The 19,879-nt window shown below is 60.9% G+C and carries 22 protein-coding genes; 7 read left to right on the top strand and 15 right to left on the bottom strand.

What is annotated here, in order from left to right:
* The first annotated feature begins 87 nt into the window (after window positions 1-87).
* The gene (locus ACIQUH_RS26775) at window positions 88-381 is read left to right on the top strand and encodes a putative quinol monooxygenase (RefSeq protein WP_400820992.1); all 294 of its coding nucleotides are present in this window, start codon (window positions 88-90) and stop codon (window positions 379-381) included.
* A 63-nt stretch (window positions 382-444) separates the two neighbouring features.
* On the opposite strand, the gene ACIQUH_RS26780 is transcribed toward ACIQUH_RS26775, so the two are convergent.
* Window positions 445-2,346, bottom strand: coding sequence for a bifunctional sugar phosphate isomerase/epimerase/4-hydroxyphenylpyruvate dioxygenase family protein (locus tag ACIQUH_RS26780; protein WP_400821038.1), 1,902 nt, complete (start codon window positions 2,344-2,346; stop codon window positions 445-447).
* Between the two features lie 122 nt (window positions 2,347-2,468).
* Here ACIQUH_RS26780 and ACIQUH_RS26785 point away from each other — a divergent pair, with 122 nt between their 5' ends.
* Window positions 2,469-3,161, top strand: coding sequence for a TetR/AcrR family transcriptional regulator (locus ACIQUH_RS26785; RefSeq protein ID WP_400821040.1), 693 nt, complete (start codon window positions 2,469-2,471; stop codon window positions 3,159-3,161).
* Here ACIQUH_RS26785 and aroQ read toward each other — a convergent pair.
* The 12 genes from aroQ to pcaD form a co-directional block, all read right to left on the bottom strand.
* Window positions 3,136-3,579 carry a type II 3-dehydroquinate dehydratase gene (gene aroQ, locus ACIQUH_RS26790; protein WP_400820994.1) on the bottom strand — a complete coding sequence of 148 codons (444 nt, stop codon included), beginning with the start codon at window positions 3,577-3,579 and terminating at the stop codon, window positions 3,136-3,138. The genes ACIQUH_RS26785 and aroQ overlap by 26 nt on opposite strands.
* Window positions 3,576-4,445 carry a shikimate dehydrogenase gene (locus tag ACIQUH_RS26795; protein ID WP_400820997.1) on the bottom strand — a complete coding sequence of 290 codons (870 nt, stop codon included), beginning with the start codon at window positions 4,443-4,445 and terminating at the stop codon, window positions 3,576-3,578. Before ACIQUH_RS26795 ends, aroQ begins: the two co-directional genes overlap by 4 nt.
* Before the next feature lie 202 nt (window positions 4,446-4,647).
* The gene (locus tag ACIQUH_RS26800; RefSeq protein WP_045021640.1) at window positions 4,648-5,409 is read right to left on the bottom strand and encodes an amino acid ABC transporter ATP-binding protein; all 762 of its coding nucleotides are present in this window, start codon (window positions 5,407-5,409) and stop codon (window positions 4,648-4,650) included.
* 30 nt (window positions 5,410-5,439) lie between these two features.
* The gene (locus tag ACIQUH_RS26805; protein WP_400820999.1) at window positions 5,440-6,276 is read right to left on the bottom strand and encodes a transporter substrate-binding domain-containing protein; all 837 of its coding nucleotides are present in this window, start codon (window positions 6,274-6,276) and stop codon (window positions 5,440-5,442) included.
* Window positions 6,277-6,312: 36 nt separating this feature from the next.
* Window positions 6,313-7,152: a transporter substrate-binding domain-containing protein gene (locus ACIQUH_RS26810; protein ID WP_400821001.1), complete on the bottom strand. Its 840-nt coding sequence runs from the start codon at window positions 7,150-7,152 to the stop codon at window positions 6,313-6,315.
* Between the two features lie 43 nt (window positions 7,153-7,195).
* Window positions 7,196-7,846, bottom strand: a complete 651-nt coding sequence (locus ACIQUH_RS26815) for an amino acid ABC transporter permease (RefSeq protein WP_400821003.1) — start codon at window positions 7,844-7,846, stop codon at window positions 7,196-7,198.
* A 10-nt stretch (window positions 7,847-7,856) separates the two neighbouring features.
* Window positions 7,857-8,525, bottom strand: a complete 669-nt coding sequence (locus ACIQUH_RS26820) for an amino acid ABC transporter permease (RefSeq protein ID WP_400821006.1) — start codon at window positions 8,523-8,525, stop codon at window positions 7,857-7,859.
* A 370-nt stretch (window positions 8,526-8,895) separates the two neighbouring features.
* The gene (locus tag ACIQUH_RS26825) at window positions 8,896-9,957 is read right to left on the bottom strand and encodes a 3-carboxy-cis,cis-muconate cycloisomerase (protein WP_400821009.1); all 1,062 of its coding nucleotides are present in this window, start codon (window positions 9,955-9,957) and stop codon (window positions 8,896-8,898) included.
* Between the two features lie 18 nt (window positions 9,958-9,975).
* Complete coding sequence (gene pcaG / locus ACIQUH_RS26830) at window positions 9,976-10,596, bottom strand: protocatechuate 3,4-dioxygenase subunit alpha (protein ID WP_400821012.1); 621 nt, start codon at window positions 10,594-10,596, stop codon at window positions 9,976-9,978.
* A 2-nt stretch (window positions 10,597-10,598) separates the two neighbouring features.
* On the bottom strand, window positions 10,599-11,339 hold the full coding sequence (gene pcaH, locus ACIQUH_RS26835; protein ID WP_400821014.1) for a protocatechuate 3,4-dioxygenase subunit beta: 741 nt from the start codon (window positions 11,337-11,339) through the stop codon (window positions 10,599-10,601).
* A complete protein-coding gene (gene pcaC / locus ACIQUH_RS26840; RefSeq protein WP_400821017.1) occupies window positions 11,336-11,770 on the bottom strand; it encodes a 4-carboxymuconolactone decarboxylase in 435 nt (144 codons plus the stop codon). Before pcaC ends, pcaH begins: the two co-directional genes overlap by 4 nt.
* A 3-nt stretch (window positions 11,771-11,773) precedes the next feature.
* Window positions 11,774-12,571, bottom strand: a complete 798-nt coding sequence (gene pcaD, locus ACIQUH_RS26845; protein WP_400821020.1) for a 3-oxoadipate enol-lactonase — start codon at window positions 12,569-12,571, stop codon at window positions 11,774-11,776.
* Between the two features lie 94 nt (window positions 12,572-12,665).
* Between pcaD and pcaQ the strand changes: the two genes are divergently transcribed.
* A complete protein-coding gene (gene pcaQ, locus ACIQUH_RS26850) occupies window positions 12,666-13,607 on the top strand; it encodes a pca operon transcription factor PcaQ (protein ID WP_400821043.1) in 942 nt (313 codons plus the stop codon).
* Between the two features lie 198 nt (window positions 13,608-13,805).
* On the opposite strand, the gene pobA is transcribed toward pcaQ, so the two are convergent.
* Entirely contained in the window at window positions 13,806-14,978 is a 1,173-nt protein-coding gene (pobA, locus tag ACIQUH_RS26855) for a 4-hydroxybenzoate 3-monooxygenase (protein ID WP_400821022.1), read from the bottom strand.
* Window positions 14,979-15,095: 117 nt separating this feature from the next.
* Here pobA and ACIQUH_RS26860 point away from each other — a divergent pair, with 117 nt between their 5' ends.
* Window positions 15,096-16,025 (top strand): helix-turn-helix domain-containing protein, encoded by a 930-nt coding sequence (locus ACIQUH_RS26860; protein WP_400821024.1) that lies wholly within the window; start codon window positions 15,096-15,098, stop codon window positions 16,023-16,025.
* Here ACIQUH_RS26860 and ACIQUH_RS26865 read toward each other — a convergent pair.
* Complete coding sequence (locus ACIQUH_RS26865) at window positions 15,995-16,756, bottom strand: IclR family transcriptional regulator (protein WP_400821026.1); 762 nt, start codon at window positions 16,754-16,756, stop codon at window positions 15,995-15,997. The genes ACIQUH_RS26860 and ACIQUH_RS26865 overlap by 31 nt on opposite strands.
* Before the next feature lie 138 nt (window positions 16,757-16,894).
* Here ACIQUH_RS26865 and ACIQUH_RS26870 point away from each other — a divergent pair, with 138 nt between their 5' ends.
* The 3 genes from ACIQUH_RS26870 to pcaF are packed head-to-tail and all read left to right on the top strand — an operon-like array spanning window position 16,895 to window position 19,510.
* Window positions 16,895-17,602: a 3-oxoacid CoA-transferase subunit A gene (locus ACIQUH_RS26870; RefSeq protein ID WP_400821029.1), complete on the top strand. Its 708-nt coding sequence runs from the start codon at window positions 16,895-16,897 to the stop codon at window positions 17,600-17,602.
* Window positions 17,599-18,294 (top strand): CoA transferase subunit B, encoded by a 696-nt coding sequence (locus ACIQUH_RS26875; protein ID WP_400821031.1) that lies wholly within the window; start codon window positions 17,599-17,601, stop codon window positions 18,292-18,294. Before ACIQUH_RS26870 ends, ACIQUH_RS26875 begins: the two co-directional genes overlap by 4 nt.
* 10 nt (window positions 18,295-18,304) lie before the next feature.
* Window positions 18,305-19,510 (top strand): 3-oxoadipyl-CoA thiolase, encoded by a 1,206-nt coding sequence (gene pcaF / locus ACIQUH_RS26880; RefSeq protein ID WP_400821033.1) that lies wholly within the window; start codon window positions 18,305-18,307, stop codon window positions 19,508-19,510.
* The last annotated feature ends 369 nt before the right edge of the window (window positions 19,511-19,879 follow it).

A 19,879-nucleotide genomic window follows, 5' to 3' on the forward strand; every position in this document is an offset into this window, starting at 1 on the left:
ATTTTATCGCGATGTCGCAATGGAAGACGATTGTATCGTTGCCCGTGTCACAGGCGGATAAACAATAATTCAACAAGGATACCGAACATGACGAATAGAACGGGCGCGGTCAGATTATCCGGCTTCCTGCGTTGCGCATCGGTGGAGGATATCCAGCTTGTGGAAACCCATCTTCCCGACCATATTCGCCTGACCAGAGCGGAACCCGGTTGCATTTCTTTCGAGGTGTCCCAGACCCACGATCCGCTGGTCTGGCGGGTGGAGGAGCTTTTTGCCGATCGTCCTGCCTTTGATTTTCATCAGCAGCGGACACGGGCATCTGTCTGGTTCACAGCGACCTCCGCCATTCCACGCGATTATGAAATAACGACCTTGGCTTGAACGAAAACGGGCCGCAGCGGCATTTATGCCGGCTGCGGCCCGATCGGATTTCGCTGCCGGGGCTTAGTCCTTCGGCATGCCAACCGGCGGTGCAAGGCGTCGTTGCGCGGCGATGCGGAAGGGGGCGTTCATGGCGCCATAACCGCCGTAAGCGCCACGCCTTTCGATGATCTCGAAAAAGAAACCCTCACCGAAGGTGCGGCTGTAGATCTGGAAATATTCGCCATTGTCATCGCGGTCATAAAGAATGCTCGCAGCCCTCAGCGCATCGGAAAATTCCGGCTCCAGCCCGAATCGGGCTTCCAGATCGTCGTAATAATTGCGCGAAATCGGCAGGGCCTGGAAGCCGCGCGCCTGCATCGCCCTGGCCGTGGCGAAAATATCGTCGGTGGCAAAGGCGATGTGCTGGATACTGGTGCCGAAACCTTCGGCCAGGAATTTGCCGGCGAAGGTCTTGCGGTTGTCGGCTCCGTTCATGGTGAGGCGGAAATGCGGTGAGGGCACGCTTTCAATCGCCTGGCTGCGCACCAGCCCGCCCGGATCGACCACATCCACCATCGGCGTGCGGCGGGAGGCAAACAGCGAGGTGTAGAACAGAAGCCAGGTCAGCATTTCATCATAATGCGTTGTTTGCGCGAGATGATCGATGCGCGTCAGTCCCGCATCACCCTGTGCTTTCGGGCTACCCGTGGAGACGAATTCCTTGTCCCAGATGGAGGCGAGCGCCGGTGAGGCATCGAGGAAATAGATGACGCCATTGCCCACGCCCTGAATGGCGGGAACGGCGACTTCACCCGTCTTGCGCGGTTCCGCGAAGGTTGGTGCGCCGAGCGCTTCGGCCCGCGCCAGCGCCGCTTTGGCATCATCGACCTTCAGTCCGAAGGCATAGGCATTGGTGCCGTGGATCGAATAGGAAGCACCGGCAAAACTGTCGCCGTCATCGCTGGTATTGATGACGATGCGGATATCGCCCTGCGTATAAAGATCGACCGTGCGATTGCGGTGGTGCGCCGATTTTTCAAAACCAAGCGTGGCGAGCAGCGCTTCCAGATTGGCCTTTTCCTCCGGTGCCGTGGTGAATTCGACGAATTCCACGCCCTGCGTCTCAACCCGTTCCGGCATGGCGGGCACGTCGATGCGGATATCGGGTTCAAGACGCCGCACCTGGTCCATGAGGTTGATCAGCGAACGGTGGCCATCTTCGGCCAGCAGCCGGGCCGAGCCGCCGCGGAACTGGTCGTTGAAGATTTCCAAGGACAGCGGCCCGCTATAGCCGGTCGCGGCCACGGCGCGCATGAAATCCACGACAGGCAGATCGCCTTCGCCCGGCATGTTGCGGAAGTGGCGGCTCCAGTAGAGCAGGTCCATGTCGATCAGCGGCGCATCGGCCAGCTGCACGATGAAGATCTTGTCGCCGGGAATGGAGCGGATCGAATTGGGATCGATCTTGCGCGACAGCGTGTGGAAACTGTCGAGGATGATGCCGACATTGGCGTGATCGGCACGGCGCACCACCTCCCAGGCATCACGGTGATCGCTGATATGGCGGCCCCAGGCCAGCGCCTCGTAACCGACGCGCACGCCGTGTTTTGCGGCGAGTTCACCAAGCTGATGGAAATCGGCCGCCGCGCGGTCGATGCCGCCGAGCGAGACCGGCGAGACATTGGAACAGATCAGCATCAGATCGGTGCCGAGTTCGCCCATGATGTCGAATTTGCGCTGGGCGCGCTCAAAGGCGCGGGTCCGGTGCGGTTCCGGCATGCCCTCGAAATCGCGGAACGGCTGAAAGAGGGTGATATCGAGACCATGATCGGCGGCCAGCGCCTTCACCTCGCGCGGGGAGGCGTCGTAGGTCAGGAAATCATTCTCGAAAATCTCCACGCCGGAAAAGCCGGCCTTGGCGATGGCCGCCAGCTTTTCGGGGAACTCGCCGCTGATCGACACGGTTGCAATGGATGTGCGCATTGGCATGCCGTGTCTTCCTGTGTCATAGCTCGCCATATTGCCTTCCTTTTCAGCCTTATGTACTAATTGGTTAATAAGCAGGGCGTGACCTCAAGGCCGCCGCCGCATCGATGGAATGGATGATGACCAAAAGCGCGACTTCGAACGCAACCCGAGAAAGCCGGCAGGCGAAGCGCGATCCGGAAGGGGTTCGCCGCGACATTCTTTCCGTCGCCATGGAGGAGTTTTCGCAGAACGGCCTCTCCGGCGCGCGCATCGATGAGATCGCGGCGCGCACGCGCACGTCCAAGCGCATGATCTATTATTATTTCGGCGACAAGGAAGGCCTCTACAAGCGCGTGCTGGAGGAGGCCTATGCGCAGGTGCGCGGTGGTGAAGGCAACCTTGAGCTGGATGATCTGGAGCCGGTTGCCGCACTCGAGAAACTCTGTCGGTTCACCTTCGAGCATCATCGCCGCAACCCCGCTTTCGTCCGCATGGTCATGACGGAAAATATTCACCACGGCAGGCATATCCGGGTTTCGGAAGCGATCCGCAACGTCAACCGGCCGGCCATCGAGATCATGCGCCGAATATTGAAGCGCGGGCAGGATGCCGGCCTGTTCCGGCCCGGGCTGGACGCTCTTGAACTGCATTGGCAGATCAGCGCACTGTCTTTTTACAACGTCTCGAACACGGAAACTTTTTCGTTCAATTTTGGCGATACGCTTTTCAGTGAGGCAGGCCAGGAAGCGCTGTCCGCGCATGTAGCGGAGATGTTGCTGCGCTATGTGCTGAAGCCCGAGCATATTACGCGGATCGGGAAAGACGGTTGATGAGGTGGCGTAGCGCCACCCCGTAACCTTCGATGCCGAGACCGGCAATCACGCCTTCGGCACGGGTCGACACATAGGAATGGTGCCGGAAGACCTCGCGTTTGTGGATGTTGGAGATATGGACCTCGATGACCGGTGCCTCGAAGGCGTTCAGCGCATCGAGGATCGCCACCGAGGTGTGGGTGAAGGCGCCGGGATTGATGACAATGCCCGCGGACTTGCCGCGGGCTTCGTGGATCCAGTCGATCAGCTCATATTCCCGGTTGCTCTGGGCAAAAAACAGCTCGTGGCCGGCGGCTTCGGCAATTGCACGGCAATCGGCCTCGACATCGGTGAGCGTCTCGTAGCCGTAGATTTCCGGCTGGCGCTGGCCGAGCAAATTGAGGTTCGGACCGTTCAGGATCGTAAAAAGGCTCATGCCACGCCCTCCGCCATGCAAAGTTCGGTAAAATGCGCCGTCATGCGCTTCGCATCCGGCTCGCGGCCGCAGAAGAGGCGGAATGCGCCGACGGCCTGAAACACGGTCATGCCGCCGCCGGGCAGGGTTTGGCACCCTTTGCGGGCCGCGGTCGCCAGAAGCTCGGTCACCAGCGGCATATAGACGATATCGGCCACCCAGTGCTGCTTTTCGATGAGATCGGCCGCAACCGGCATGCCGGGATGGGCGGGCATGCCCATCGGCGTGGCATGGATCAGACCATCGGCAAAGGGCAGCGAGTCGGCCGGGTCCTTGACCGCGACGGCGCGGCCTTCGCCAAAACGGGCATTGAGCTCGTCGGCGAGACGTTCGGCTCTTGGAAAATCCCGATCGAAGATATCGAGCCTGATAATATCGAGCTTCAACGCGGCATGGGCCACCGCAACGCCGGCCCCACCCGCGCCGACCAGAAGCGCCCGCTCGCGCTTCGCATCCGGCAGGCCGCGCACGAAGCTTTCGTAAAAGCCGTACCAGTCGGTATTGTGGCCGACGCGGCGGCCATCCCGGAAGACAACGGTGTTGACCGCGCCCAGCATGCGGGCATCGTCGGAGAGTTCATGCAGATGCGGAATAACGGCCTGCTTGAAGGGATGGGTGATGTTCGTGCCGGCAAAACCGCGTGTCTCCAGCTCGTCGAGAAGAGCGGGAAGGGCGCTCTGCGGCAGTTTGCGGGCGGTGACATCCACAAGCTCGTAGGAATAGTCGAGGCCATGGGCCGCGCCCTCGCGCATGTGCAGCGCGGGCGATTTGGAAAGCTGGATGTCGGCGCCTATCAGGCCGACCTTGTAGGAGGTTTTTTCTGTCATGATCACATGTCGTTCGTCGGTTCGGGGCAGGCATGGCCTCCCAATCGGGTTGCTGGCGAGGTGCTGAAACCTCTCCGTCGTCATCCTCGGGCCTGACCCGAGGATCTGTCATCCGCTGAAATTCATGGATCCTCGGGGCAAGCCCGAGGATGACGTCGCGTATGCCGGGAAGTCGCCCAAGTCCGAGGACTGAGGGCGAGCCTCAGTGGTGGGCGAGAATTTCGCCGAGGAACGTGCGCGTGCGCTGGTGCTTGGGGTCGCGGAAGAACTCGTCCGGCGGGCCTTCCTCGATGATCTCGCCTTCTGACATGAAGACCACGCGGTCGGCCACCTGCCGGGCGAAACCCATTTCATGGGTCACGCAGATCATCGTCATGCCGTCGCGGGCAAGGCCGATCATGGTGTCGAGCACTTCTTTCACCATTTCCGGGTCGAGCGCCGAGGTCGGCTCGTCGAACAGCATGGCCTTCGGTTCCATGCACAGTGCCCGGGCAATCGCCGCACGCTGCTGCTGGCCGCCGGAAAGCTGTGCCGGGTACTTGTCGGCCTGGTTGAGAATGCGCACGCGCTCCAGATATTTGCGGGCCGTCGCCTCCGCATCGGCCTTGGAAAGACCCTTCACCCGCATGGGGGCGAGGGTGCAGTTTTCCATGATGGTCTTGTGCGGGAAGAGGTTGAAGCTCTGGAACACCATGCCCACTTCGCGGCGAACCGCATCGATGGCGCGGCTGGAATCCGACAGGGTGGTTCCCTCGACAGTGATCTTGCCCTCCTGGATTTCCTCCAGATGGTTGATACAGCGGATGAGGGTGGACTTTCCCGAACCGGACGGGCCGCAAAGAACGATCTTCTCGCCCTTGCGAACCGTCATGTTGACGCCTTTAAGCGCATGGAAGGCTCCATACCACTTTCCAACCCCTTCAAGGGCGATCAGCGGAGCCTGTGCGGCGGAGGATTGCGACATGGAACTTTCCTTCATGCTTTGCAGCGGCGTTTAGTTGATGGTGTAGGGAATGTCGGGAAGCGAGGCCGGGAAGTCCGGAACCGGGCGCTTCATCCATTTGGCATAGACTTTTGCGAGGTCGCCATTGGCCTTGGCCTTGTCGAGCCAGGCGTTGAGCGCCTCGTTCCAGTCCTTTTCACCCGGGCGCGTGGCGGCGCTGTTATAGAGGGTGACGAGGTCGAACTTCACCTCGTAATCCTTGCCGCCGGCCGCCGCGAGACGGTCTCCATAAAACTGGTTGCCGCCGATCGCCTCGATCTGGCCCGACAGGATCGCCTGGATCGTGGCGGCGTCATCATCGAAACGCAGGATATTCGCTTTTGTCCCCGCGCCGGCGGTCAAGGCCGTATCCATCGGGCTGGATTTCGGCGCGCCGACGGTCATTCCGGTCAGATCGTCGAAATTGGCGATCTTCTTGTCCTTGGTGGCATAAACCGACATGACGTTATGCGCGTAAGGCTGCGCATATTGTACGTTCTTGGCCCGTTCCGGCGTCATGCCCATCGACGCGAACAGGGCGTCGACCTTGCCGGTGCGCAGCGACGGAATGCGGTTGGCGACGGCAAGCGGCACGAATTCCACCTTCAGGCCGAGATAATCCGCAAAGCCCCTGGCCAGATCGGCATCGTAGCCTTCCTGCACGCCGGATGAATTGATGAAGCCCCAGGGCGCATTGTCACCCTGGATGCCGATCACGATCTTGCCGCTGGATTTTGCCTCTTCCAGCGTTCTGGCCTCTGCGCCTGCGGGCGAAAGGATTGGCAGCAAAGCTGCCAATCCGATTGCAAGGGCTGTGCGCCAAGTCGCGTTTTTCTTAAAGATTCCCATTGGTTACTCCTCCCAATCTCAGCCTCGTGCGATCCTTCACTTCACGGTGAAAGGAATATCCGGCAGGCTGTCCGGGAAAGCGGGAACTTCGCGCTTCATCCACTTGTCGTAGATCTTGGCGAGCTGGCCGTCGGACTTGATCTTGTCGAGGAAGGCGTTGACGGTTTCGTTCCAGTCCTTTTCACCCGGGCGGGTGCCGGCGCCGTTATAAAGCGTCGTCAGATCGAATTTCGGCTCGTATTTGCCTTCGGCGGCCTTGTTCAGACGGTCACCATAAAACTGGTTGCCGCCGACGACCTCGACCTGACCGGAGATGAGTGCCTGAATATTGGCGGCATCATCGTCGAAGCGCAGGATGTTTGCTTTCGAGCCGGCGCCTGCCGTGATCGAGGTGTCCATAGCGCTCGACTTCGGCACACCGACGGCAACGCCGGTCAGATCGTCATAGCCGGTAATCTTCTTGTCCTTGGGGCCATAAACGGAGAGCACGTTGCCGGCATAGGGCTTGGAGTATTGAATGGTCTTGGCGCGCTCGGCGGTCATGCCCATGGTCGCGAACAAGAGGTCGACCTTGCCGGTCAAAAGCGCCGGGATGCGGTTGGCCACGGCGAGCGGCACGAATTCCACCTTGACGCCGAGATAGTCGGCAAAGGCCTTGCCGATATCGGCATCGAGACCATCCTGCACGCCGCTGGAATTGACAAAGCCCCACGGCGAGTTGTCGCCCTGAATGCCGATGACGACCTTGCCCTTGGCCTTGGCTTCTTCCACCGTGCCGGCGAAAGCATCGACCGGTGCGACGAAGGGCAGGGCAACCGTTGCCGCGGCGAGCGCGAGCAGGGCGCGGCGTGAGAATTTCATGTTGGTGGTTTTCATCTTTTGCTCCTCCTTACAAAGCTGATGAGATGATTTTTGGTAATTAGCGGGACGCGGCCTGCAGCCGCTTTTCAACGCCGGCGCCCCACAGGGAAAGCGGCCAGCAGATCAGGAAATAGATGATGCCGACGATGGCGAAGACGGTGAGCGGACGAAACGTCTGGTTGGAGACGATCTGGCCGGCGCGTGACAGTTCGACGAAACCGACAATGGCCGCAAGCGAGGTGCCCTTGATGAGCTGCACGAGGAAACCGATGGTGGCCGGCAGCGAAATCTTGAAGGCCTGCGGCAGAACCACGTCCTTCATGCGCGAGACGTAGTGCAGGCCGAGCGCATTGGCGGCCTCCGTCTGCCCTTTCGGCACCGCCTGGATGCCGCCGCGCCAGATTTCACCGAGAAAGGCGCTGGCATGCAGGGTGAAGGCGATGGCGACCGCAATCCAGGCATCGACATTGAGGCCCGCAAGTGCCACGCCGTAATAAACCACGAAAAGCTGCATCAGGAGCGGCGTGCCCTGAAAGACGGCGATGTAAGCCGTGCTGGCACGCTGGATCGCCGGGCTGTCCGCGACGCGGGCAAGCGCCACGCAAAGGCCGAAGACACCGCCGCCGATAAAGCCGATGATGGTCAGGGCAAGGGTCCATTTGAGGCCTTGCATCAGGAAGAAGAGTTCGTTGGGACCGATGGATGCCATTGTCTTTTCCTCACTTGACCGGATAGCTGAAGGACGCGCGGGAGATGAGCGAGAAGACGCCCATCATCAGCGAGGAAATGACCAGATAAAGCAGGGTGATCGAGAAATAGACCTCGAAGGACCGGAACGTATCCGCCTCGATCTTCTGCGCCACCGAGGTGAGTTCGTAAGCCGCGATCGACGTACAGACCGAGGTGGTCAGCGTCAGCATGATGAACTGGCTGGTGAGCGAGGGATAAACTGCCCGCAGCGCCGGCTTTAAGATGATGTGGCGGAAGATCTGCGCGCGGTGCAGCCCGAGCGCCAGCCCCGCCTCCACCTGGCCCTTGGGAATGGAATCGACCCCGCCGCGAATGATTTCAATCGCATAGGCGCCGCCGTTCAAAGCCAGCGCGATGATGGCGGTGACCGTCGGGTTGAGCTTGATGCCGATCTGCGGCAGGGCGAAGAAGATGAAGAATATCTGCACCAGAAACGGCGTGTTGCGGATGGCTTCCACAAAACCGATGACGAGCCCGCGCAGCAGCTTGAAGCGCGAACGGCGGGCAACGACGCCCAGAACGCCGATGACGGTGGCGAGCGACATGCCGGCAATCGCCAGGCCGATTGTCGCAAGACAGGCCAAAAGCAGCTCGGGCAGACGCTCTATGACCGCCGAAAAATCGAGACTGTAAGACATTCTTCCTCCCAACCCGTTCGGGTCCGGACAGGCGTTTGGCCTTGTCCGCATCGCTCTGGAACCTTGCGGCGCCAAAGCCCTCCATTTTTATCCGTTCCCGCCGCCACAGGCTCTGAGCCTTCCTCGCCGGCATGGTGTTAATCGTAATGTTTGTACCAGTTAGTTCATTTTTGTGTCAAGCGCTATGTCGGGTTAAAAAACAGCTTTGACACTGTTTTTTCGCTCTCTGGATTTTTAGATAAAGTCTTTTTTATCAATGACTAATGCGAAGAAGTGCAAGCGCTTTCCACGCGTCGTCACATCGCCTCCGGCCTGCCGCCCGGCAGTGCCCGGAAACCCTGTCCGCACATAAAATCAACCGGACTTGCGGCTAGTTTTCGCCTGTGCCCAGCCTGTCTATCTGCGCCGCCAATCGCTCGGCGATCAGCAGCGCGGCACCCGTTGCCGTCACCATTTGCGGCAGCGACAGCCATTCCAGCATCCAGCCCGCGCCGGACCGCTCCTGTTCATGCACGAGCGACTGGTGCAGCGCGGAGATTTGCACGGCATTGAAGCGGGCGAGCGCCACCAGCGTTTCGGCATTGACCGGATTTTGCTTGTGCGGCATGGCCGAAGAACCGCCGCCGCCGGAGAGACGGATTTCCGTACCGAGCTCGGCCATCAGCGCGATATCCTGCCCGAACTTGCCGAACGCGCCGGTGATGAGCGAGAGCAGATTGGCGAATTCGGCAATGCCGTCGCGCTGGCTCTGCCATTGCGGCCTGTCGGCAAGGCCGAGCCGCTTGGCGAGATCGGCGCGTACGGCCCCGGCATTGTCGCCGAGCTTTTCCAGCGTGCCGGCTGCGCCGCCGAATTGCAGGGCAAAACCGTTCTGCGCGAAGGTTTCGAGCCTGAGCAGGTGGCGCTCAAGCGGCGCGATCCAGCTTGGCGCGCGGTCGGCCACCGTGATGCCGATGGCGGCCTGCATGCGGGTATAACCGGTGAGCGCGTTGTGGCCATCGCGGGAAGCGAGGTCGCCCAGGGTGTCGATGAGATGGCCGAGCCGTGCGGCGATGATCTCCGCCGCAGCCTTCAGCCGGAGCATCAGGCTGGTATCGATGACATCCTGGCTGGTGGCGCCGAAATGCACCTTTTCCGCCGCCTTGCCGGCGACGGCTGCCCGCATCTGCCGCACGAGTTCAGGCACCACCACGCCATCTTTCGCGACGCCATGGCGAAGGGAGGTCATATCGGCGGCAAAGTCCGAAAGCCCTGAGACGATCGCCTCCGCCACATCCTCGGAGATGATGCCAGTCCCCACTTGCGCCTGTGCGAGCGCCGTCTCGAAGCGGATCATGGCGTCGATATCCGCTTTTGCCGAAAACAGCTCGACGATCTCGCTATCGCCGAAAAGGCCTGAGAGAAACGGATGCTCGAAGGGGGAAAGGCTCATTTCACTTGTCCGTTGGGCTCAGATATCGAAAAATACGGTTTCGCCTTCGCCCTGAAGGCGGATATCGAAACGATAGACGTTGCCTTCCTCCTTTTTGGCGACAAGCGTGGCGATGCGGCTTTTCTGCTCGATGCGGGCAAGAACCGGGTCGGCCGTATTGGCCTCCTGTTCCTCCGGGAAATACATGCGGGTCTGCAGGCCGATATTGATGCCGCGCGCGACGATCCAGAAGGTGATGTGCGGCGCCATCGGCCGGCCATCGCGGAACGGCACCGTGCCGGGCTTGATGGTCTCGAAGACGAATTCGCCGGTATCCATGTCACCCGGCGAGCGGCCCCAGCCGATAAAGTTCGGGTCGGCCTTGCCGCGGGTTTCGCTCGGGCTGTTGTAATAACCGTCGGTATCCGCCTGCCAGATTTCGATCAGCGCGTCCTTCAGGGCCATGCCGGCACCGTCATAAACCGTGCCGCGCACGCTGATGCGTTCGCCACGGGCCTTGTCGTTATAAAGCGGACCGGAACCGAGATCCTTTTCGAACACACCTTCGATGCCGACGAAATTCGGTGTGCAGCCGATATGCACATAGGGGCCTGCCGTCTGCGAGGCGGTTTCCTTGAAATAGTTGAGCGGCTGAACCATGGTCAGTTGCCCTCCATGCGGTTTTCGAAAAGGGTCGAGCGGCGGCCGCGCAGGACGATATCGAACTTATAGGCCAGCATGTCCATCGGCAGCGTCGCATTCATGTCGAGCGGCGCGATCAGTCTTCTGATCGCATCCTCGTCCGGAATGGTCTTGACGATCGGACATTTCCAGATCAGCGGGTCGCCTTCGAAATACATCTGGGTGATCAGCCGCTGGGCAAAGCCGTGGCCGAAGACCGAGAAATGGATATGGGCCGGCCGCCAGTCATTGACGCCGTTCGGCCAGGGGTAAGCGCCGGGCTGGATGGTCTTGAACCAGTAATAGCCGTTCTCATCCGTAATCGTGCGGCCGACGCCGCCGAAATTCGGATCGATGGCGGCAAGGTAGCTTTCCTTCTTGTGGCGGTAGCGGCCGCCGGCATTGGCCTGCCAGAACTCCACCAGCGCGCCATCCACACCGCGGCCGCGCTCGTCCAGCACCCGGCCGTGCACCAGAAGGCGCGGGCCGATGGGCATTTCGCCGGGGCGGGCATAGTTGAGGATGAGGTCGTTATCCAGCGGGTTCAGCATGCCATGGCCGAAGACGGGGCCGGTGATCTCGCTTTTTGTGCCTTCCAGCGAAATCAGCGCGCGTTGCGGCGAACGCAGGATCGAGGTCTTGTAGCCGGGCGCATAGGCCAGCGGATGGATATCGCGGTTGCGCGCGAAGAACGGCCCGGTTTCAGGCGGCTGGTTGCTCATTTCGTCTCCTCCCCATCGCCAGAATTATCGAGTGAACTATCGGCCTTCATGCTGGCCAGGGCAAGCTTGGCGATCTTGAAAGCGTGGTTGGCGGCGGGTACGCCGGCATAGATCGCCACATGCAGCAGCGCCTCGCGAATATCGGCTTCGGTGGCGCCGGTATTGACGGTGGCGCGCACATGCATGGCCAGTTCCTCATCCTGACCGAGTGCTGCGAGCAGGGCGATGGTGACCATCGAGCGCTCGCGCTTCGTCCAGTGATTGCCGGACCACACCGTGCCCCAGGCGGCCTCGGTGATGAGCTGCTGGAAGGGCTGGTCGAAGCCGGACGTCATGGTCTGCGCCCGGTCGACATGGGCGTCGCCCAGCACCGAGCGGCGGGTCTTCATGCCCTGTTCGAAACGTTCGTTTTTGTCGATATGGTCCGCCATCGGTCAATGCTCCGGCAAGGTCTTGAGAAAAATCGAGGCTGCCTGCGCGTAGGCGAGCGGCTGTTCAAGGCAGGGGATGTGGCCGCAGCCGGCAAGGGTGATGAAGCGGCTTGCGGGGATGATACCCGCCAGCGACTGCACCAGTTCCGGCGGGGTGGAGCCATCCTGATCACCCGCGACACAGAGCGCCGGCACGGCGATGCGTCCCGCCTCTTCGGTAAAATCCGCATCGCGGATGGCGGCACAGGTGCCGCTGTAACCCGCTTCCGGCTGTTGCGAGAGCATGTTGCGCGCGCCGGCATAGGCGGTATTCTCGGGCTGGCGGAAGGCGGGCGTGAACCAGCGCTCCATGACGGGATCTACCAGCGAGGCGAGGCCATCGGCGGCGATCTTGTCGATGCGGGCATTCCACATCTCGGCCGTGCCGATCCTGTGGGCGGTGTTGCTAAGCACCAAAGCGCGGACGAGATCGGGCCGCCGGGCATAAAGCCCCTGCGCAATCAGTCCCCCGACCGACAGGCCCCAGATCACGGCGCTTTTGACGCCGAGATGATCGAGTAACGCAATCAGGTCGCCGGCGTGATCGTCGATGGAATAGGGAGCGTGCCCGATATCGGAAAGGCCATGGCCGCGCTTGTCGTGCAGCACATAGGCATAGTCATCGCCCAGCGCCTCGATGACCGCATCCCAGATGCGGAAATCCGTGCCGAGCGAATTGATGAAGGCGATTACAGGTTTGCCGCTGTCCAATCCCTTGACGCGATAATGGATCACAGTCTCGCCGCAGCGCAGAAAATGCATGGCATGCTCCTCCTGCGAAGAATATTGCAAGCCGGTTCCGGTTAAGTAAAATGACATTATCGATGAAAATCATAACCACTGGATTATATGAGTGATGGTCGACCAGCGTATCAAGTTCCGCCACCTGCAGACTTTCGTGGAGGTGGCGCGGCAGAAAAGCGTCATCCGCGCCGCCGAAATCCTGCATGTCAGCCAGCCGGCGGTGACGAAGACCATCCGTGAACTGGAAGAGATTCTCGGCGTGTCATTGTTCGACCGGGAGGGGCGCGGCATTCGCATCAGCCGTTATGGCGAGGTGTTTCTGCGCCATGCCGGTGCGACTATGACGGCGCTGCGCCAGGCGGTCGATTCGGTCTCGCAGGAGGCGGCGCGCGCCGGTCCTCCCGTCCGGGTCGGCGCCCTGCCCACGGTTTCGGTGCGGATCATGCCGCAGGCGATGGCCGGTTTTCTGGCGGAAAAGACCGGCAGTCCGGTGAAGATCGTGACGGGCGAAAACGCCGTGCTTCTGGAGCAGCTGCGTGTCGGCGATCTCGATCTTGTCGTTGGGCGTCTCGCCGCGCCACAGAAAATGGCGGGTTTTTCTTTCGAGCATCTCTATTCGGAAAAGGTGCGCTTCGTGGTGCGCGCCGGCCACCCGCTGCTGTCACCCGGCCTTTCGGTGTTCGATCACCTGCATGAATATCCGGTGCTGATGCCGACGCGGCAATCCGTGATTGGCCCTGTCGTCGAGCAGTTCCTGATCGCCAACGGCGTGCCGGCCCTGCCGATTCGCATCGAAACAGTGTCGGATGCCTTCGGCCGCGCCTTCCTGCGCACCAGCGATGCGATCTGGATCATCTCGGAAGGTGTGGTGGCGGCGGATGTGGCTGACGGCATTCTGGCGATCCTGCCGGTTGAAACCGGCGACACCAGCGGTCCGGTGGGGCTGACGGTCCGCGCCGATACGCAGCCGTCCCTGCCGCTTTCGCTTCTGATGCAGGCTATTCGCGAGGCGGCGGGTGAGCTGTTGGATGGGAGGCCGGAGGCTGGTTCTTGAGATGAGGATGAGAGTGGGAAAAGTCAGAGAACCTCTCCTCCGTCATTCCGGCCTTGAGCCGGAATCCAGCCACGGCGCGTCTGCGCCGTGAAAAGAGTCTTTTGCGATCAAGGACTTGATCGCGCTGGACCCCGGATCAGGTCCGGGGTGACGGGTGTGGAAACGGTAGAGATAAAAGCCGCGTGTCTGGGGCAGCCCCTAATAGGGAAGCCCGACATAATTCTCCGCGAGCGCCGTGGAAGCGGCGCGCGATTGCACGAGGTAATCCAGCTCCGCTTCCTGAATGCGCTGGCCGAAATCTCCCGTATCGGGAAAACGATGCATCATCGTCGTCATCCACCACGAGAAGCGGACGGCCTTCCAGACGCGGGAAAGCGCCTTCTGCGAATAGGCATCGATGCCGGCTTCAGATTTTTCGCGATAAAACTCGATCAGCGCTTCGCTCAGATAATGAACGTCGCTGGCGGCAAGGTTCAGGCCCTTGGCGCCTGTCGGTGGCACGATATGGGCGGCGTCGCCCGCGAGAAACAGCCGTCCGAACCGCATCGGCTCACTGACGAAGGACCGGAGCGGCGCGATGGATTTTTCAAAGGACGGGCCGGTCACCATTTCATCCGCATGGTTTTCCGGCAGGCGGCGGCGGATTTCATCCCAGAAGCGCTCGTCGCTCCAGTCCCCCGGCCGGTCATCCAGTGAACATTGTATATAATACCGGCTGCGTGTGTGCGAGCGCATGGAACAGAGGGCAAAACCGCGCGGATGGTTGACATAGATGAGTTCGTGGTTGACCGGCGGCACATCTGCGAGAATGCCGAGCCAGCCGAAGGGATAGACCTTCTCGAATTCCTTGATTGCGCCTTCCGGCACGGATTTGCGGCTGACCCCGTGGAAACCATCGCAGCCGGCGATGAAATCGCAATCGATCCGGTGGTTTACGCCGTCTTTCTGATAGGTGACATAGGGGCTTGCGCCATCAAAATCATGCGGCTCGACATTGCCGGCGTCGTAGATGGTCACAAGGTTTGCCGCCTCGCGCACATCCATCAGATCATGGGTGACCTCGGTCTGGCCATAGACCATCACGCGTTTGCCGCCCGTCAGATCGAAGAGATCGATACGGTGGTCGCGGCCGTCGAAGGTCAGCGAAAAACCGTCATGCGGCAGGCCCTCGCGGTGCAGGCGCTTGTCCGCGCCAACCTTTTCCATCAGCTGCACGGTGCCTTCTTCCAGCACGCCGGCGCGAACACGGCCAAGGATGTAATCCTTGCTGACCCGGTCGAGAATGACGGTTTCGACACCGGCTCTCGCCAGAAGCTGGCCAAGCAGAAGCCCCGATGGGCCGGAGCCGATGATGACGACCTGTGTACGCATTGTTTCCTCCCGAACTTGTCTCCGGTCAAGAAATTGACCAAGGCGGGTCGCAAGCTCAATGGACTTTCCGGCCCGTAAATTGCACAATCCGACCATCGGACGGAGGAGTGGGGTGAGATGCGGGCGACTGCCAATGAAGGGCTATATGGCGAGGAAGCCTTGCAAGGCACCGATTTTCGCTTCCATTGCGAGACGCTTTTTTCACGAAGCAGCCTGCACCGCTTTGAAATCGGCCTGCACAGGCACTCCGCCTTTCTGCAAATCTTGTACATTTTTGGCGGCGAGGGTGATGCGTTGCTGGAGGGTCGCATCGAGCCGATCCGCCCGCCGGTCGCCATCATCGTGCCGCCGGGTTTTGAACATGGCTTCCGTTTTTCCCGCGATATTGGCGGGGTGATTGTCACAATGCTGCCGGGGTCGCTGCCGGCGTCGGTGCAGGCGCTTTTGCTGCGGAATTTCCAGCAGTCGGTGCTTCTGCCCTTGCGGGATTTTGCCGAGGGAGAATGTATGCGCAGTGCCTTTGAACGGATTTCCGCGGAATATGAGGCGCGCGAGATCGGTCGCGATGCGATGATCGAAGGCCAGCTTGCCACCGTGGTTGCGCTTCTTTCACGGGCGGCGCGACCGCTTCTGGAAACAAGCGGCGAGGGCCTTGCCGAGCAGCGCTTCGAACGGTTGCTGTCGCTGATTGCCCGCCATATCCGCGAGCCGCAAAAAGCCGGGTTTTACGCGAAGAAACTCGGCCTTTCAGAAACCCATCTCAACCGGCTCGTCCGTTCGGTTTCCGGCCTCAGCCTGCAGCGGCTGATCGCTCGGCGGCAGATCGAGATCGCCCAGCAGGAGCTGATCTTCACGGTTTCCAGCGTGCAGATGATCGCCGAAGGGTTGGGTTTTGCCGATCCGGCCTATTTCAACCGCTTCTTCAGGCGTGAGACCGGCATGACGCCGCGTGCCTGGCGTCTCGCCGAACAGCGCAAAATGGGTGATATGGGCGGGCGGCTCACACCGTCTCAGTCTCAGACCAGCATTCGCGCCAGTTCCCGCTGAACGGAAAGAAGCGCCGGCAGATAACGCTCCACCAGGTCCTCCATCGTGGCGACCGAGGCTGCAAGCCCGACATTGAGCGCGGCGACCGTCTGGCCACGCACGCTTTTCAGCGGCACGGCGATGGAGCGAAGACCGATTTCGACTTCCTGATCGATCAGCGCATAACCGCGATGAGCGGTCACTTCGATTTCGGCGAGCAGGGCGTCCATGTCGGTGATCGTCTTTTCCGTGCGGGCAACCAGCCGGGAGGCTTCGAGAATGTCGCGCTGCCGCTCGGGTGGCTGCGCGGAAAGAAGAACGCGGCCCATTGAGGTGCAATAGGCGGGCAGGCGCGAACCCGGCATCAGCGCAATGGACATGACCCGCTGTTGCGCGGCGCGGGCGACATAAACGATTTCGGTCTCGTCCAGAATCGAAACCGACGTGCTCTGGCCGATCTCTTCCGAAAGACGGTCGATGAGCGGCTGGACGATCTTCGGCAGCGGCATGGTGGCCAGACAGCCGGTGCCAAGCCGCAGCACTTTCGGCGTGACGGTGAAGAACTTGCCATCATAGGCGGCATAACCAAGCTCCGAAAGTGTCAGCAGACAGCGCCGCGTCGTGGCGCGGTCCAGTCCGGCGATCTCTGCCGCATCGGAAATGGACAATCGCGGGCGCTCGGCGCTGAAAGCCTCGATGACCCGCAACCCCTTGGCGAGACCGCCCATCATGTCTCTTTCGTTGACGGCCATGCCCAAGCTCCATTTGTGCGATATACGAACAAAAATCATATAACGCACAAAATTCTTGCCGTCGAGGCAATTTCGGCTTTACCTCATGGCCACGCAGCCTTGCCGGTCCATCCGCTTGGCTGGATGGAGGTTTTGAAAATGGACAAGACAATCAAGAGCGCCGAAGAGGCGCTTGCCGGTATCGGTGACGGTGCGACGATCATGATCGGCGGTTTCGGCGGCTCCGGCGCGCCGATCGAGCTGATCCATGCACTGATCGACAAAGGCCCGAAGAACTTGACGGTCATCAACAACAATGCCGGCAATGGCCGTATCGGCATCGCCGCGATGATCGATGCGGGCATGGTCAAAAAAATGATCTGCTCCTTCCCGCGCTCTTCCGATCCGCGCGCTTTTACAGACCGGTATCTGGCCGGCGAAATCGAGCTGGAGCTGGTGCCGCAGGGCACGCTTGCCGAGCGCATCCGCGCTGGCGGTGCGGGCATTCCGGCCTTCTACACCCCGACCGGTTTCGGCACGGAACTGGCGCAAGGCAAGGTCATCGCGGAATTTGACGGCCGCTCCTACGTGCAGGAACGCTGGCTGAAAGCCGATTTCGCCATCGTCAAGGCCGAGCTTGGCGATACCTATGGCAACCTCACCTACAACAAGGCGGGGCGCAATTTTAACCCGCTGATGTGCATGGCCGCAAAGACCACCATCGCGCAGGTCTCGAAGATCGTCGCCGCCGGCGAGATCGACCCGGAGCATGTCGTCACGCCAGGCATTTTTGTGAACGGCGTCGTGGAAATCCCAGATCCGCAACAGGAAGAAGTCCTCATTCGTGCGGGAGTAGCCTACGCATGACAAAGACCATCGACACCCGCGAAGACATCAAGCTTTCCAACGCCCAGATCGCGTGGCGCGCGGCGCAGGACATCGAAGACGGCGCTTACGTCAATCTCGGCATCGGCTTTCCGGAAATGGTGGCGCGTTACCAGCCGCCTGGCCGTCAGGCGATTTTCCATACCGAGAACGGTATCCTGAATTTCGGCGAGGCGCCGCCGGAAGGCGAAGAGGACTGGAACCTCATCAATGCCGGCAAGAAAGCCGTCACATTGAAACCCGGTGCCGCCTTTTTCCATCATGCCGACAGCTTCGCCATCGTGCGCGGCGGGCATCTCGATGTGGCGATCCTCGGCGCCTATCAGGTGGCGCAGAATGGCGATCTCGCCAATTGGCGCGTCGGCTCCAAGGGCGTGCCGGCCGTTGGCGGGGCCATGGATCTGGTGCATGGCGCAAAACAGGTCTTCGTCATCACCGAACATGTGACAAAGAACGGCGAACCGAAGCTTGTCGAGAAATGCGCTTTCCCGCTCACCGGCGTCGGCTGCATCACCCGCATCTATACCAGCCATGCTGTCATCGACGTTGTGGACGGCCGTTTCGTGCTGCGTGAAAAACTGCCGGCGATGACGTTTGAGGAATTGCAGGCCATGACCGGCGCGCCGCTCAGTGTGGATGGTGCGGTAACCGATCTCGTTGCACCGGAACTTTGAGGAAACACCGATGACCGAAGCCTATATCTGCGATTATATCCGCACACCCATCGGCCGCTTCGGCGGCGCGCTCTCCTCCGTGCGGGCCGACGATCTCGGCGCGGTGCCGCTGAAGGCGCTTGTCGAGCGCAACCCGTCCGTTGACTGGGAAGCCGTCGAGGATGTGATCTTCGGCTGCGCCAATCAGGCGGGCGAGGATAACCGAAACGTGGCGCGCATGTCGCTGCTGCTTGCCGGCCTTCCCGTCTCGGTGACGGGAACCACGATCAACCGGCTGTGCGGCTCGGGCATGGATGCCGTCATTGCCGCCGCCCGCGCCGTCAAATCCGGGGAGGCGGAACTGATGATCGCCGGCGGTGTCGAAAGCATGAGCCGCGCGCCCTTCGTTCTGCCCAAGGCCGAGAGCGCCTTCTCGCGCAATGCTGAAATCTATGACACCACCATCGGCTGGCGTTTCGTCAACCCGCTGATGAAGGCGCAATATGGTGTCGATTCCATGCCGGAAACGGGCGACAATGTCGCGGTTGACTATCAGGTCTCGCGGGAGGATCAGGACGCCTTTGCCGTGCGCAGCCAGCAGAAGGCGGCGGATGCGCAGGCCAATGGCCGTCTCGACAAGGAAATCGTTTCGGTGACGATTCCGCAGCGCAAGGGCGATCCGCTTGTTGTCTCCAGAGACGAACATCCGCGCGCGACCAGTCTCGAAGCGCTGGCGAAGTTGAAGCCGGTGAACAAGCGCGATGATGCGACGGTGACGGCGGGCAACGCGTCTGGTGTCAATGACGGCGCGGCGGCTCTCATTATCGCTTCGGCGGAAGCGGCGAAGAAATATGGCCTCACTCCCATTGCCCGCATCCTCGGCGGTGCCGCCGCCGGCGTGCCGCCGCGCGTCATGGGCATCGGCCCGGCCCCGGCTTCGGCCAAGCTCCTGGCACGGCTCGGGCTGAAGCAGGAACAGCTTGACGTGATCGAGCTGAACGAGGCCTTCGCCAGCCAGGGCCTTGCGACGCTTCGCCAGCTCGGCATTGCCGATGACGATGCGCGGGTGAATGCCAATGGCGGCGCGATCGCGCTCGGTCATCCGCTCGGCATGTCGGGAGCCCGCATTGCCGGCACGGCGGCGCTTGAACTTTCACTGACCGGCAAGCGGCTTGCGCTCGCCACCATGTGCATCGGTGTCGGGCAGGGTATTGCCGTGGTGCTGGAGCGGGTCTGACGGGACAAGCGGCTTCGGTATCGGGATACGGTGCGGATGCCGTCGTGAGGCGGTGCGGATGCTGCTGTAAAATGATGCGAATTTCGCTATAAAAGGGTATAAATACCGCTGCCGTAGTTTCATTCCGCGTGATTGGAACCATTCAGGCCACTCGGCAGACGATTTTCTCGCCTTGCCCCCAAATTCCCCCTCATTCCTGTGCTTGTCACAGGAATCCAGCCGACGCGCGTCTGCGCGGCGGATAAGGACTCCTTTCAGCCCAAGGACTTGGGCTGGCTGGCAACTGTATTGGTGGATATTATTCTCAGGATGTTTTGAATGTGGTTTTGTCCCTGAGAATGGCGTTTGCGATGACGAGCAGTTTGCGGG

This window comes from Agrobacterium sp. NPDC090283, assembly GCF_044769685.1.
GTDB lineage: Bacteria > Pseudomonadota > Alphaproteobacteria > Rhizobiales > Rhizobiaceae > Agrobacterium.